This is a genomic window from Marinobacter sp. UBA3604, assembly GCF_002375325.1.
Classification (GTDB): Bacteria; Pseudomonadota; Gammaproteobacteria; order Pseudomonadales; family Oleiphilaceae; genus Marinobacter; species Marinobacter salarius.
In genome coordinates, this window is record NZ_DFMB01000031.1 from 1 (window position 1) to 15387 (window position 15387).

Genomic DNA, 15387 nt, shown 5'->3' on the forward strand with positions numbered 1-15387 from the left:
CTGAGTTGTTTCGGTGCAGGCCAGTAGCTCAATTGGCAGAGCAGCGGTCTCCAAAACCGCAGGTTGGGGGTTCGATTCCCTCCTGGCCTGCCATTTTTTAACATCCGGATACATAAGCTGATTCCTATGGAGTCAAAAGCCGATCGTTCGACCAGTAGCTTCGATGCAGTAAAGTGGCTGGTCGTATTTGTTCTGATTGCAGCGGGCGTCGTTGGCAATCAGTATTTTAATGCCGAGTCACTGCTGTATCGGGTGCTGGCTCTCGTAGCTCTTGCTCTGGTCGCTGCTTTTGTGGCGCTCCAAACCGAGCGTGGTCGGCGTTTTGCGACTCTGCTCAAGGAAGCCAGGGTTGAAATCCGGAAGGTCGTATGGCCCACCAGGCCGGAGCTGATCCAGACCACAGCCATCGTCGTTGTGTTTGTATTGGTTGTGGCGTTGATGCTGTGGGGTATGGATTCGTTGATCAGTTGGCTGGTCTCCGGAGTTATCGGGTAACAGGAGTGGGCAATGGCTAAGCGCTGGTACGTCGTTCATGCGTATTCTGGCTTTGAAAAGCACGTAATGCGCACTCTCAGGGAGCGTGTTGCTCTCAATGACTTGGAAGAGAAGTTCGGCGAAATCCTTGTGCCGACTGAAGAAGTCGTTGAGATGCGTGACGGGAAGAAGCGCAAGAGTGAGCGCAAGTTCTATCCCGGCTACGTTCTGGTGCAGATGGAAATGGATGACGGCACCTGGCATCTGGTCAAGAATACGCCCAGGGTTCTTGGTTTCATTGGTGGTACCAAGGATAAGCCGGCCCCAATTACAGAGCGTGAGGCAGAGGCCATTCTTCGCCGTGTTGAGAGCGGTGCTGACAAGCCCAAGCCGAAGACTCTGTTCGAGCCAGGCGAAATTGTTCGCGTCACTGAAGGGCCGTTTGCGGACTTCAATGGCGTGGTTGAAGAAGTTGACTACGACAAGAGTCGAGTCAAGGTTGCTGTGTTGATTTTCGGTCGTTCAACTCCAGTAGAGCTGGAGTTTGGGCAAGTCGAAAAAGACTGAGCGGCAGCCTTACATGCTGAGAGCTCGCGCGCTATGGCGACGCGGGCTTTTTGTGTCTGCTACTGGCAGTTGTAAATACAGGGGAGCCGAGAGGCGTTCGAACCCACAGGAGAAATATCATGGCTAAGAAGATTGAAGCGTACATCAAGCTTCAGGTTGCTGCCGGCAAGGCCAACCCGAGTCCTCCCGTTGGTCCCGCGCTGGGTCAGCGTGGCGTAAATATCATGGAGTTCTGTAAGGCGTTCAACGCACAGACCCAGGATATGGAGCCGGGCCTGCCGATTCCTACTGTTATCACCGTTTACAGTGATCGCAGCTTTACCTTTATCACCAAGACTCCGCCCGCACCGGTGCTGCTGAAGAAGGCGGCCGGCATCAAGAGCGGCTCTGGTCGTCCCAATACCGACAAAGTTGGCACGGTAACTCGTGACCAGTTGGAAGAAATTGCCAAGACGAAAGAGCCGGATCTGACTGCAGCCGACATGGATGCTGCGGTTCGTACCATTGCCGGAACTGCCCGTAGCATGGGCCTGAACGTGGAGGGCCTGTAACATGGCAAAGCTTAGCAAGCGTCAGAAGCTGATTCGTGAAAAAGTCGATTCCACCCGCGCATATTCCGTTGACGAAGCGGTAGCGTTGCTGGTTGAGCTGGGCGGTAACGTCAAGTTCAAGGAATCCGTGGACGTTGCCGTCAATCTGGGCGTCGATGCGCGTAAATCAGACCAGGTTGTGCGCAGCAGCACTGTTCTGCCTCACGGTACTGGCAAAACCGTTCGTGTGGCGGTATTCACCCAGGGCGCCAACGCCGAGAAAGCCACCGCTGCCGGTGCTGATATTGTTGGTATGGATGACCTGGCGGAAGAAGTCAAAAAAGGCAACATGGATTTCGATGTGGTTATCGCCACTCCGGACGCCATGCGTGTTGTTGGTCAGCTGGGCCAGATTCTTGGTCCCCGCGGCCTGATGCCGAACCCGAAAGTCGGCACTGTTACCCCGGATGTTGAGACGGCTGTAAAGAACGCCAAGGCAGGTCAGGTGCGTTACCGTACTGATAAGAACGGTATCATCCATGCGCCGATGGGTAATGTGGAATTCTCTGCGCAGAACATCAAGGAAAACCTTGAAGCTCTGATCGCGGACCTGAAAAAGGCCAAGCCGTCTTCTTCGAAAGGTGTTTACCTCAAGAAGGTAACCCTGTCGTCGACGATGGGTCCTGGCCTGACTATCGATCAGAGCGCTCTGAGCATCTGAGGCTTTGTTCGGTAGTTACTTTGTAGTCTGGGCGGAAGCCAAGGCTGTCAAAGACCGCAGGCCCCCGAAGCGCTCTTTTTATAGAAGAGATGCTGGAAGGGTTAAAGCAACGCCTGCGCAGACGGTGTGAAGACGTTCTCTCTGAACCCAAACACCGTTGGGAGCCCCGCGAGGGGTATATGTGGGTTTGCCGGGAATATGCCCGGCGAAATCGAGGAGAAATCCAGTGGCAATTAGACTCGAAGACAAGAAAGCGATCGTCGCTGAAGTCAACGAGACTGCCGGTGGTGCTCTGTCTGTTGTTCTGGCTGACTACCGTGGTATCACCTCAGGTGATATGACGGCGCTGCGAGCGAAGGCCCGCGCTGAAAGCGTTCATCTAAAGGTTGTTCGTAACAACCTGGCGAAGATCGCAATCCGCGGTACTGAGTTCGAGTGTATTGATGCGGCGCTGGTCGGCCCGACAATTCTGGCGTTCTCTATGGAAGATCCGGGTGCGGCTGCGCGCCTGCTGAAGGATTTTGCCAAAGAGAAAGAGGCATTCGAGATCAAGGGCCTGGCTGTCGGCGGTGAGCTGATGGGCGCAGACCAGATTGATCGCCTTGCCAAGCTACCGACACGCCACGAGGCGTTGACGATGCTGGCCGCTGTAACACAGGCACCGATCACCAAGCTTGCGCGGACACTGAACGAAGTTCCAACGAAAGTGACCCGTGCTGTTGCGGCAGTTCGAGACCAGAAGCAAGAAGCTGCTTGATTCTGTTGAACACCATTTTTATATTTTTGGGAGAAAGTCATGGCTCTGTCTAACGAAGACATTTTGAACGCAATTGCCGAAATGAGCGTAATGGACGTTGTTGCGCTGGTTGAAGCAATGGAAGAAAAATTCGGCGTATCCGCCGCTGCTGCTGTAGCTGCTGCTCCGGCTGCCGCCGGTGGCGAAGCCGCTGCTGCTGAAGAGCAGACTGAATTTGACGTTGTTCTTACCGGTCCTGGTGAGAAGAAAGTTAACGTCATCAAGGCCGTTCGTGAACTGACTGGCCTGGGTCTGAAAGAAGCGAAAGAAATGGTCGACAGCGCTCCTTCCGTTATCAAGGAAGCGGCGAGCAAAGACGACGCTGAAGAAGCCAAGAAGAAGCTTGAGGAAGCAGGCGCTTCTGTTGAGCTCAAGTAAGAGTTGGCTTTTGATCGAAACCGTGCGTTAAGCATGGACAGGCTGGTGGCCATGTGCCACCGGCCTTTTTCTGTTGTATATGCTATAGACTCTGAACGCCGATTCAGTGGTGCTGTCAGAATCTATAACCTACAGCGAGAGTCTTGTTCAAGACGGCGCAGTAAGCCGAGCAATTCGGCCCCGAAGCATGAAAATGGTTGCTTCTTGATACCAGGTATCAGGTCTAAAGCTGGGGAATGCAGATGACTTACTCCTATACTGAGAAAAAGCGGATTCGCAAAGATTTTAGTAAATTGCCGTCCGTGATGGATGTTCCCTATTTGCTGTCTATACAGCTGGATTCGTTCCGGGACTTCCTCCAAAGTGAAGCCGCGCCCGAAAATCGTCGGGAAACCGGTCTCCACGCAGCATTCAAATCCGTATTCCCGATTGTCAGTTATTCTGGCAACGCCGCACTCGAATACGTGAGTTACCGCATCGGCGAGCCGGTATTTGACGTCAAGGAATGCCAGCTTAGGGGCGTCACCTACGCAGCACCGCTGCGGGTGAAAGTAAGACTTATCATTTATGATAAGGAATCGTCCAACAAGGCGATCAAGGATATTAAAGAGCAGGAAGTCTACATGGGCGAAATGCCCCTGATGACCGAGAACGGTACCTTCGTTATCAACGGTACCGAGCGTGTTATCGTTTCCCAGCTCCACCGTTCACCCGGTGTGTTCTTCGATCATGACAAGGGTAAGACCCACTCGTCAGGTAAGCTGTTGTATTCGGCGCGGGTGATTCCTTACCGTGGTTCCTGGCTGGACTTCGAGTTCGACGCCAAGGACTCGGTCTTTGTCCGTATCGACCGTCGCCGCAAGCTGCCCGCGTCTATTCTCCTGCGTGCCCTGGGTTATAACTCAGAGCAGATGCTGGAGATGTTCTTTGATACCAGTAAGTTCAGTATCGGTCCTGAGGTGTGCAAGCTCGAGCTGGTTCCAAGTCGCCTGCGCGGTGACATTGCGACGTTCGACATCAAGGACAAGAAGGGCTCCGTCATCGTTGAAGAGGGTCGCCGGATCACCGCTCGTCATATCAAGCAGCTTGAAAAAGCGGGCTTGACCGAGCTGGAAGTGCCGACGGAATACCTTTACGGCCGTGTACTCTCGAAAGACATGGTGGACACCAAGTCCGGAGAGGTTCTGGTTGAGTGTAATACCGAGCTGACCGAAGAAGTTGTCGCCAAGATTCTCGACGCTGGCGTTACAGAAATTGAAACTCTGTACACCAACGACTTGGATTGTGGTCCGTTCATGTCGGATACGCTGCGCATCGACCCAACCCGCACGCCCCTCGAGGCGCTGGTTGAGATCTATCGCATGATGCGCCCGGGTGAGCCGCCCACCAAAGAGTCGGCCGAGAACCTGTTCAACAACCTGTTCTTCTCTGAAGAGCGGTATGACCTGTCCTCCGTTGGCCGAATGAAGCTGAACCGTCGCCTGCGTCGCGAAGAAAGCACCGGCGAAGGCACGTTGACCCATGACGACATCATCGACGTCCTCAAGACGCTGATCGATATTCGTAACGGTCAGGGCAATGTCGACGACATTGATAACCTGGGCAACCGTCGAGTTCGTTGTGTGGGTGAGATGGCGGAGAACCAGTTCCGCGTTGGCCTGGTGCGTGTTGAGCGTGCTGTGCGCGAGCGTTTGAGTCTGGCGGAAAGCGAAGGCCTGATGCCTCAGGATCTGATCAACGCCAAGCCGGTAGCGGCTGCGGTGAAGGAATTCTTTGGCTCCAGCCAGCTGTCCCAGTTCATGGACCAGAACAACCCGCTGTCGGAAGTGACTCACAAGCGTCGTATCTCGGCTCTCGGTCCAGGTGGTCTGACCCGTGAGCGTGCCGGCTTTGAGGTTCGTGACGTACATCCGACTCACTATGGTCGTGTGTGTCCGATCGAGACGCCGGAAGGCCCGAACATCGGTCTGATCAACTCGCTGGCAACCTACGCCCGCTCCAATTCTTACGGTTTCCTTGAGAGTCCGTACCGGAAGGTGGTTGACGGCGAGGTGACCGATGAAGTGGTTTATCTGTCGGCCATTGAAGAGAGCAACTACATCATCGCCCAGGCCAGTGCGGCAATGGACGAGAACAAGCGTCTGTCTGATGAGCTGGTAACGGTTCGTCATCAGAACGAGTTCACGGTAACGCCGCCGGAAAACGTCAACTTCATGGACGTTTCACCGCGCCAGGTAGTGTCGGTAGCAGCCTCGCTGATTCCGTTCCTGGAACACGACGACGCCAACCGTGCACTGATGGGCTCCAACATGCAGCGCCAGGCGGTTCCGACGTTGCGTTCGCAGGTGCCCTTGGTAGGTACTGGTGTTGAGCGTACCGTGGCCCAGGACTCTGGCGTTTGCGTAACCGCTCGTCGCGGTGGTGTGATCGAGAGCGTCGATGCGGCCCGTATCGTGGTACGTGTCAACGACGATGAGACTGAAGCCGGTGATGCTGGTGTGGATATCTACAACCTCACCAAGTACACCCGTTCGAACCAGAACACCTGTATCAACCAGCGCTCCATTGTTAACCAGGGCGATGAAATTGCCCGTGGTGACGTGCTGGCTGACGGCCCGTCCGTGGATCTGGGTGAGCTGGCTCTGGGGCAGAACATGCGTATCGCGTTCATGCCCTGGAACGGTTACAACTTTGAGGACTCGATCCTCATTTCCGAGAAAGTGGTTCAGGAAGACCGCCTGACTACCATCCACATTCAGGAACTGACCTGTGTGGCTCGGGATACCAAGCTGGGTAGCGAGGAAATCACCGCGGATATTCCGAACGTTGGTGAAAGTGCGCTGTCCAAGCTGGATGAGTCCGGCATCGTGTATATCGGTGCGGAAGTAGGTCCTGGCGATATCCTGGTTGGCAAGGTAACACCGAAAGGTGAAACCCAGTTGACCCCGGAGGAGAAGCTGCTGAGGGCCATCTTCGGCGAGAAGGCTTCGGACGTGAAGGACACGTCCTCACGTGTGCCCACTGGCACCCGTGGCACGGTTATCGACGTTCAGGTCTTTACCCGTGACGGCATCGAAAAGGACACGCGTGCCCAGTCCATCGAAAAAGAGCAGTTGGACGAGTATCGCAAGGACCTGAAGGACGAGTATCGCATTGTAGAAGGTGCCACCTTCGAGCGTTTGACCAATGCCCTCAAGGGGCAGGAAGTCATCAGTGGTCCTGGTCTCAAGAAAGGCGCCAAGTTGGACGAATCGTACCTGGCAGAGTTGCCGCGCGACGACTGGTTCAAGCTACGGATGAAAGATGAGGCGCTGAATGAGCTGCTTGAAAAATCCGAGCAGGGTCTTGAAGATCGCAAAAAAGAGCACGAAGCGCGCTTTGACGATAAGAAAGGCAAGCTTCAGCAGGGTGATGACCTTGCCCCGGGTGTTCTCAAGATCGTCAAGGTGTACCTCGCGATCAAGCGTCGGATTCAGCCGGGCGACAAGATGGCCGGACGTCATGGTAACAAGGGTGTTATTTCATCGGTCATGCCGATTGAGGACATGCCTTATGATGAGCATGGCAACACAGTTGACGTGGTTCTCAACCCCTTGGGTGTTCCGTCGCGGATGAACGTCGGTCAGGTTCTTGAAACGCACCTGGGTGCAGCAGCCAAAGGGCTGGGTGAGCGCATCAGCCAGATGCTGGATGAGCAGCGTAAGATCGCTGAGCTCCGCAATTTGCTGGACGAGATCTATAACCACTCGGACGAGGTCACCAAGGTGGACCTGGATTCGCTGAGTGACAAAGAGATCCTGGCCCTGGCTAACAATCTGCGCGCAGGTGTCCCCATGGCAACGCCGGTCTTCGACGGTGCCAAGGAAGCAGAGGTCAAGCGTATGCTTGAGCTGGCAGGTCTGAGTACGACTGGCCAGACTGTATTGTATGACGGCCGTACGGGTGATGAATTTGACCGCCCGGTAACGGTTGGCTACATGTACATCCTCAAGCTGAACCACTTGATCGACGACAAGATGCACGCTCGTTCCACCGGTTCGTACAGCCTGGTTACCCAGCAGCCGCTGGGTGGTAAGGCGCAGTTCGGTGGTCAGCGCTTCGGTGAGATGGAAGTGTGGGCACTCGAGGCCTACGGTGCGGCGTATACGCTGCAGGAAATGCTTACCGTGAAGTCTGATGATGTGAATGGTCGGACCAAGATGTACAAGAACATTGTCGATGGCGATCATCGTATGGAGCCGGGCATGCCCGAGTCCTTCAATGTTCTGGTCAAGGAAATCCGCTCGCTGGGTATCGACATCGAGCTGGAATCCGACTGAGCCGAATTGTTTTTGGCAGCGTGAGCGGGTACCGGTCGGTACCCGCCCGAGAATAACGCCATCCGGAGCTGTTACTGATGAAAGATTTGCTGAATCTTCTCAAAAACCAGAACCAGAAGCAGGAATTTGACGCCATTCGTATTGGCCTGGCGTCGCCTGACATGATCCGTTCATGGTCTTTTGGTGAGGTCAAAAAGCCTGAGACCATCAACTACCGTACGTTCAAGCCTGAGCGTGACGGTCTTTTCTGTGCCAAGATCTTCGGCCCGATCAAGGATTACGAGTGCCTGTGCGGCAAGTACAAGCGGCTCAAGCACCGTGGTGTCATCTGCGAGAAGTGCGGTGTTGAAGTGGCACTGGCCAGTGTGCGCCGTGAGCGCATGGGTCACATCGAGCTCGCCAGCCCGGTCGCCCACATCTGGTTCCTGAAATCACTGCCGTCCCGCATCGGCCTGATGCTGGACATGACCCTGCGCGATATCGAGCGGGTCCTGTATTTTGAGTCGTTCATCGTGATCGAGCCGGGCATGACGACGCTTGAGCGCGGTCAATTGCTGAACGACGAGCAGTATTACGAAGCCCTTGAAGAGTTCGGTGACGAATTCGATGCCCGCATGGGTGCCGAAGCCGTCCAGGAGCTGCTGGAAGGTATTGATCTGCAGGCCGAGGTTGAGGCCTTGCGGGAAGAGATTCCCCAGACCAACTCCGAGACCAAGATCAAGAAGTTCAGCAAGCGCCTGAAGATTCTTGAGGCTTTCCTGTATTCCGGCAATAAGCCGGGCGACATGGTCATGACCGTTCTGCCGGTTCTGCCGCCGGATCTTCGTCCGCTGGTGCCGCTGGATGGTGGCCGTTTTGCCACCTCTGACCTGAACGACCTGTATCGCCGGGTGATCAACCGTAACAACCGCCTCAAGCGCCTGTTGGAGCTGAATGCTCCGGACATTATTGTGCGCAACGAGAAGCGGATGCTACAGGAAGCGGTTGATGCGCTGTTGGATAACGGCCGTCGTGGTCGCGCCATCACTGGTACCAACAAGCGTCCGCTGAAGTCCCTGGCCGACATGATCAAGGGTAAGCAAGGTCGCTTCCGTCAGAACCTGCTCGGTAAGCGTGTGGACTACTCCGGTCGTTCCGTGATCGTGGTTGGTCCGTACCTGCGTTTGCATCAGTGTGGTCTGCCCAAGAAGATGGCGTTGGAGCTGTTCAAGCCGTTCATCTTCTCAAAGCTTGAGCACCGTGGCTTGGCGACCACCATCAAGGCCGCCAAGAAGATGGTCGAGCGTGAGGAAGGCGTGGTCTGGGATATCCTGGACGAGGTCATCCGTGAGCATCCGATCATGCTGAACCGGGCACCGACTCTTCACCGTCTGGGTATCCAGGCGTTCGAGCCGGTACTGATCGAAGGCAAGGCCATTCAGCTGCATCCGCTGGTGTGTGCGGCCTACAACGCCGACTTCGACGGTGACCAGATGGCGGTACACGTGCCGCTGACCCTGGAAGCCCAGCTCGAAGCCCGTGCGTTGATGATGTCCACCAACAACGTGCTGTCGCCGGCCAACGGCGAGCCGATCATCGTGCCGTCCCAGGACGTGGTACTGGGTCTTTACTACATGACCCGCGAGCGCAAGAGTGCCGTCGGTGAAGGCATGGTGTTTGCCGATGTTAAAGAAGCGCACCGTGCCTATGGTGCTGGCAAGGTTGACCTTCAGGCGATCGTCAAGGTCCGGGTCAAGGAAGTCACGATCCAGGAAGACGGCGAGCGTACCGAAGAGTACAAGATCGTTGACACCACGGTCGGTCGTGCGCTGTTGTTCGATATCGTTCCTGACGGCCTGTCCTATGAGCTGGTCAACAAGCCGATGGTCAAGAAGTCGATCTCGAATCTGATCAACACCTGTTACCGTGATGCCGGCCTCAAGGATACCGTTATCTTTGCTGACCAGCTCATGTACATGGGCTACCACTATGCGACGGTTTCCGGTATCTCGATCGGCTTCAACGACTTCGAGATTCCTCCCGAGAAATACGAGTTGGTGGATGCTGCCTCCGAGGAAGTCAAGGACATCGAGACCCAGTACGCATCCGGTCTGCTGACCCAGGGTGAGAAGTACAACAAGGTTATCGATATCTGGTCCCGTGCCAACGACAAAGTGTCGAAGGCGATGATGGATCGGCTCTCGAAGGAGCAGGTTATCGGGCCAGACGGCAAGCCAGTTAAAGGTGAGGACGGCGAAGACTTGATGCAGGAGTCGTTCAACTCGGTTTACATGATGGCTGATTCGGGCGCCCGGGGTTCCGCGGCTCAGATTCGCCAGCTGGCTGGTATGCGTGGCCTGATGGCGAAGCCGGACGGCTCCATCATCGAGACGCCGATCACTGCGAACTTCCGTGAGGGTCTGAACGTACTCCAGTACTTCATATCCACCCACGGTGCCCGTAAGGGTCTGGCGGATACGGCACTGAAGACCGCGAACTCAGGTTACCTGACTCGCCGTCTGGTAGACGTTTCCCAGGATCTGGTCGTTACCGAAACCGACTGTGGTACCGAAGAAGGTCTGTTGATGACGCCGCACATCGAGGGTGGCGACGTTGTTGTACCGCTGGGTGATCGTGTGCTTGGTCGTGTTACGGCCCGTGCAGCCTTTACGCCAACGGACAAGGATAATGCCGTTGTCGAGGCCGGCGTCCTGCTGGACGAGAAAGCGGTTGAATCCCTTGAGCGTGCCGGTGTGGACGAAGTCTGGGTTCGCTCTGCGATCACCTGTGAGACTCGCCACGGTATCTGCTCCAAGTGTTATGGCCGTGATCTTGCCCGTGGCCACGAGGTCAATGTGGGCGAGGCTGTCGGTGTTATCGCTGCACAGTCCATCGGTGAGCCGGGTACCCAGCTGACCATGCGTACCTTCCACATCGGTGGTGCGGCAAGCCGGGCATCAGCGGTTGACAATATCCAGGTCAAGCACGGCGGCACCGTTCGTCTGCACAACCTGAAATCGATCGAGAAGAGCGACGGCAGTCTGGTTGTTGTGTCCCGTTCCTCAGCGCTGGCCATTGCCGATGAGCAGGGTCGTGAGCGCGAGTGGTACAAGCTGCCCTATGGTGCGGTGCTGTCTGTCAAGCACGGCGACGCCGTGGAAGCAGGGGTTGCGGTTGCCAAGTGGGATCCGCACACGCACCCAATCATCGCTGAAGCGGAAGGTACCGCCAAGTTCGTCAACATGGATCAGGGCATTACCGTCCGTACCCAGACTGATGAGCTGACGGGTCTTTCCACGATGGAGGTTATCGACCCGAAAGAGCGTCCGGCGGCTGGTAAGGACATTCGTCCTGCCATTCAGCTGATCGACGACAAGGGTAACGATGTTGAGTTGCCAGGTGGTGGTACCGCGATCTTCTTCCTGCCGGCCAACGCGCTGGTGACCATGGCCAATGGCGCCAAGATCGAGTTGGGTGACGTGGTTGCCCGTATTCCGCAGGAAAGCTCGAAGACCCGGGATATCACCGGTGGTCTGCCGCGTGTTGCCGACCTGTTCGAGGCCCGTCGTCCGAAAGAATCGTCCATCCTGGCTGAAGTCAGTGGTGTGGTGTCCTTCGGCAAGGAAACCAAGGGCAAGAAACGTCTGGTGATTACGCCGAAGGATGCGGATCCGTATGAGGTTCTGATTCCCAAGCATCGCCAGATGAACGTGTTCGAGGGTGAAACGGTCGAGAAGGGTGAGGTTATCTCTGATGGCCCGTCCAATCCGCACGACATCCTTCGTCTTCTGGGTGTGGTTGCGTTGGCCAAGTACATCACCAACGAAATCCAGGACGTTTACCGTCTGCAGGGTGTTGTCATCAACGATAAGCATATTGAGGTTATCGTTCGACAGATGCTGCGTAAGGTGGAGATCACTGATGCCGGTGATACCAGCCTGCTGGCTGGCGATCAGGTAGAAATTACCCAGTTCATGGAAGAGAACGAAAAAGCGGAAGCGGCAGACAAGGAAACCGCACGTTGTGAGCGCTTGTTGCTGGGTATTACCAAGGCATCTCTGGCGACGGAGTCGTTCATTTCAGCGGCATCGTTCCAGGAAACCACGCGGGTTCTGACCGAAGGCGCCGTCACCGGCAAGCGGGATTACCTCCGCGGGCTGAAAGAGAACGTTGTCGTTGGTCGCCTGATTCCGGCTGGTACCGGTCTGGCATACCACGCAGAGCGTCGTCGCAAGCGTGATCTGGAAGAGCAGGGCGTAACGGCAGCGGATGTCGAAGAAGCTCTGAGTGCCGAACTCAACCGCGAAAGCTGAGTTGACCGGTAACGCCACCCGCCGGTAGTTACTTACCTGGCGGGTGGTCAAAAAGAGATCAGTCATCTTGACTGTTCAGGGTCGCAGGCTTAAACTTGCGACCCTCAAATTTTACCCCCGCCTGTCGGGGGTAAGTTTCATTGATACGGTTTTTTGGAGTTTGCTTACATGGCAACGATTAATCAGTTGGTGCGTAAGCCTCGTAAACGCAAAGCGGCCAAGAGCGACGTTCCTGCTCTGCAGGCTTGCCCGCAGCGCCGTGGTGTTTGTACTCGTGTGTACACCACAACGCCGAAGAAGCCGAACTCAGCACTGCGTAAAGTGTGCCGTGTTCGCCTGACCAACGGCTACGAGGTTTCCTCATACATTGGTGGTGAAGGTCACAACCTTCAAGAGCACAGTGTTGTGCTGATCCGTGGCGGTCGAGTAAAAGACCTTCCGGGTGTGCGCTATCACACTGTTCGCGGAACACTGGACACCCAGGGTGTGCAGAACCGTAAGCAGGGCCGCTCCAAGTACGGTGCAAAACGACCCAAGTCCTGATGTCCCACACGGGTGTCTTTTATCGTTGCTACGTAGAACGGTAAGAGTAAGGCTGAGTAGCTGATGCTATCTCAGGGGTTCCTGAAGACCTTTTAATAGATAAGGGCTTATCGATGCCTAGAAGAAGAGTTGCAGCAAAACGGGAAATTATCCCGGATCCCAAATTCGGCAGTGCACGGCTGGCCAAGTTCATCAACCATGTGATGGAAAGCGGCAAAAAAGCTGTTGCTGAGCGCATTGTTTATGGCGCGCTCGATATCGTTGCCGACAAGTCCAAGGAAGAGCCGATCGACATGTTCGAGAAGGCCCTGGAAAACATCCAGCCGATGGTTGAAGTTAAATCCCGTCGTGTGGGTGGTGCTACCTACCAGGTGCCTGTCGAAGTACGGCCTTCCCGTCAGAACGCGCTGGCCATGCGCTGGCTCGTAGAATTTTCACGGAAGCGTGGTGAAAAGTCCATGGCGCAGCGTCTGGCAGGTGAAATCCTGGATGCCGCTGATAGCAAGGGCTCCGCTGTTAAGAAGCGCGAAGACGTTCATCGCATGGCAGAAGCCAACAAGGCGTTCTCTCACTTCCGTTTCTAATCAGCCGAGGTTCATACAGTGGCACGCAAGACTCCGATCAAGAGATACAGAAACATTGGTATTTGTGCGCACGTTGATGCGGGCAAGACCACAACCACCGAGCGGGTTCTGTTCTACACAGGCATTTCCCATAAAATCGGTGAGGTTCATGATGGCGCGGCGACCATGGACTGGATGGAGCAGGAGCAGGAGCGTGGTATTACCATCACGTCTGCTGCAACCACCTGTTTCTGGCAGGGCATGGATAAGCAGTATCCCGAACACCGCATCAATATCATCGACACCCCGGGGCACGTCGACTTTACCATCGAGGTAGAGCGTTCCCTGCGTGTGCTCGACGGTGCGGTTGTCGTGTTCTGTGGCTCCTCAGGTGTTGAGCCGCAGTCTGAGACTGTTTGGCGTCAGGCCAACAAGTACGAAGTGCCCCGCATGGTGTTCGTCAACAAGATGGACCGTGCTGGTGCCAACTTCCTGCGCGTTGTTGATCAGATCAAGAACCGTCTGGGTGCGACTGCCGTTCCCATCCAGCTACCGATCGGTGCTGAAGACGAGTTCGCCGGCCTGGTTGACCTGATTCGTAACAAGGCGATTTACTGGAACGAAGACGACGCTGGCGCTACTTATGACCAGCGCGACGTTCCGGCCGAGATGGCTGACGAGGTTGCGAAGTACCGAGAAGAAATGATGGAAGCGGCTGCGGAAGCTAACGAAGAGTTGATGGAGCGCTACCTCGAAGAAGGTGAGCTGAGCATCGAAGACATCAAGAAAGGTTTGCGTATCCGTACGCTCGCCAACGAGATTGTTGTTGCAACATGCGGTTCTGCCTTTAAGAACAAGGGCGTTCAGGCGGTACTGGATTCGGTTATCGAATTCCTGCCTGCGCCGGACGAAGTTAAGGCGATCCGTGGTGAAGTTGACGAAGATGGAACCGAAGAGACTCGTCAGGCTGACGACGACGCTCCGTTCTCTGCGCTTGCGTTCAAGATTGCTACCGACCCGTTCGTTGGTACTCTCACCTTCTTCCGGGTTTACTCCGGTAAGCTGGAGTCCGGTAATGCGGTATACAACTCCGTAAAGAGTAAGAAAGAGCGCGTCGGCCGTATGGTTCAGATGCACTCCAAAGAGCGCCAGGAAATCAAGGAAGTTCTCGCGGGTGATATTGCTGCGGCAATCGGCCTGAAGAGTGTCACTACTGGTGATACCCTGTGTGACGAGAACCACAAGATCATCCTGGAGCGCATGGAGTTCCCTGAGCCGGTTATTTCTGTAGCCGTTGAGCCGAAGTCCAAGGCGGACCAGGAGAAAATGGGTGTTGCCCTGGGTAAGCTGGCACAGGAAGATCCTTCATTCCGTGTTCGCACTGATGAAGAATCTGGCCAGACCATTATCTCTGGTATGGGTGAGCTTCACCTGGATATCATCGTTGACCGTATGCGTCGCGAGTTCAAGGTGGAAGCGAACATTGGTAAGCCGCAGGTGGCTTATCGTGAGTGCATCCGCAAGAACGTGGATGTTGAAGGTAAGTTTGTACGTCAGTCCGGTGGTCGTGGTCAGTACGGTCACGTCAAGCTGAAGCTTGAGCCGCTGCCTCTTGATGAGGAAGATGGCGAGAACTTTATCTTCGTGAATGAAATCGTTGGTGGTGTGGTTCCCAAGGAATACATCCCCGCCGTTCAGCAAGGTATTGAAGAGCAGATGCAGAACGGCTGTCTGGCCGGTTACCCGCTGCTGCGGATCAAGGCCACGCTGTACGATGGTTCCTACCATGATGTGGACTCCAACGAAATGGCGTTCAAGGTCGCAGGCTCCATGGCCATGAAGAAAGGCGCACTGGAAGCCAATCCGGCACTTCTCGAGCCTCTGATGAGGGTTGAGGTTGTCACTCCTGAAGATTATATGGGTGACGTTGTTGGTGACCTGAACCGCCGCCGTGGTCTGGTGCAGGGTATGGAAGACGGCCCATCGGGCAAAACAATCCGTGCCGAGGTTCCGTTGTCGGAGATGTTCGGTTACGCCACCGATCTGCGTTCTGCAACGCAGGGTCGGGCGTCTTATGCGATGGAGTTCTCGCGCTATATGGAAGCTCCCTCGAACATTGCCGAAGCGATCATTAAAAAGGGTTGATCCCCAGGACTTAAGAAACAGGAAGAGGTGTAACCGTGTCTAAAGCAAAATTTGAGCGT

Annotated in this window: 11 protein-coding genes and 1 tRNA gene; all 12 read left to right on the plus strand. The window is 55.4% G+C overall.

The genetic code is table 11. The annotated features are described in order from the left end of the window. Positions 1-17 precede the first annotated feature (17 nt). The 12 genes from B2590_RS08720 (at position 18) to fusA (ending at position 15328) form a co-directional block, all read left to right on the plus strand. A tRNA-Trp gene (locus tag B2590_RS08720) sits at positions 18-93 on the plus strand. A 33-nt stretch (positions 94-126) separates the two neighbouring features. Then, positions 127-495, plus strand: coding sequence for a preprotein translocase subunit SecE (gene secE / locus B2590_RS08725; protein ID WP_007154029.1), 369 nt, complete (start codon positions 127-129; stop codon positions 493-495). 12 nt (positions 496-507) lie between these two features. After that, the gene (nusG, locus tag B2590_RS08730) at positions 508-1041 is read left to right on the plus strand and encodes a transcription termination/antitermination protein NusG (RefSeq protein ID WP_036203331.1); all 534 of its coding nucleotides are present in this window, start codon (positions 508-510) and stop codon (positions 1039-1041) included. 119 nt (positions 1042-1160) lie between these two features. Then, on the plus strand, positions 1161-1592 hold the full coding sequence (gene rplK, locus B2590_RS08735; protein ID WP_007154027.1) for a 50S ribosomal protein L11: 432 nt from the start codon (positions 1161-1163) through the stop codon (positions 1590-1592). A 1-nt stretch (position 1593) separates the two neighbouring features. Then, positions 1594-2292, plus strand: coding sequence for a 50S ribosomal protein L1 (rplA, locus tag B2590_RS08740; RefSeq protein ID WP_036203334.1), 699 nt, complete (start codon positions 1594-1596; stop codon positions 2290-2292). 226 nt (positions 2293-2518) lie between these two features. Beyond that, positions 2519-3049, plus strand: coding sequence for a 50S ribosomal protein L10 (rplJ, locus tag B2590_RS08745; protein WP_007154025.1), 531 nt, complete (start codon positions 2519-2521; stop codon positions 3047-3049). Between the two features lie 39 nt (positions 3050-3088). Further along, entirely contained in the window at positions 3089-3466 is a 378-nt protein-coding gene (gene rplL / locus B2590_RS08750) for a 50S ribosomal protein L7/L12 (protein WP_007154024.1), read from the plus strand. A 242-nt stretch (positions 3467-3708) separates the two neighbouring features. Then, positions 3709-7785 (plus strand): DNA-directed RNA polymerase subunit beta, encoded by a 4077-nt coding sequence (gene rpoB, locus B2590_RS08755; protein ID WP_286847925.1) that lies wholly within the window; start codon positions 3709-3711, stop codon positions 7783-7785. A gap of 77 nt (positions 7786-7862) precedes the next feature. Further along, positions 7863-12077 (plus strand): DNA-directed RNA polymerase subunit beta', encoded by a 4215-nt coding sequence (rpoC, locus tag B2590_RS08760; protein WP_036203337.1) that lies wholly within the window; start codon positions 7863-7865, stop codon positions 12075-12077. Between the two features lie 168 nt (positions 12078-12245). Next, the gene (rpsL, locus tag B2590_RS08765) at positions 12246-12620 is read left to right on the plus strand and encodes a 30S ribosomal protein S12 (protein ID WP_007154021.1); all 375 of its coding nucleotides are present in this window, start codon (positions 12246-12248) and stop codon (positions 12618-12620) included. A gap of 113 nt (positions 12621-12733) precedes the next feature. Continuing rightward, a complete protein-coding gene (rpsG, locus tag B2590_RS08770; RefSeq protein WP_036203340.1) occupies positions 12734-13204 on the plus strand; it encodes a 30S ribosomal protein S7 in 471 nt (156 codons plus the stop codon). Positions 13205-13222: 18 nt separating this feature from the next. After that, positions 13223-15328, plus strand: coding sequence for an elongation factor G (gene fusA / locus B2590_RS08775; protein ID WP_007154019.1), 2106 nt, complete (start codon positions 13223-13225; stop codon positions 15326-15328). The last annotated feature ends 59 nt before the right edge of the window (positions 15329-15387 follow it).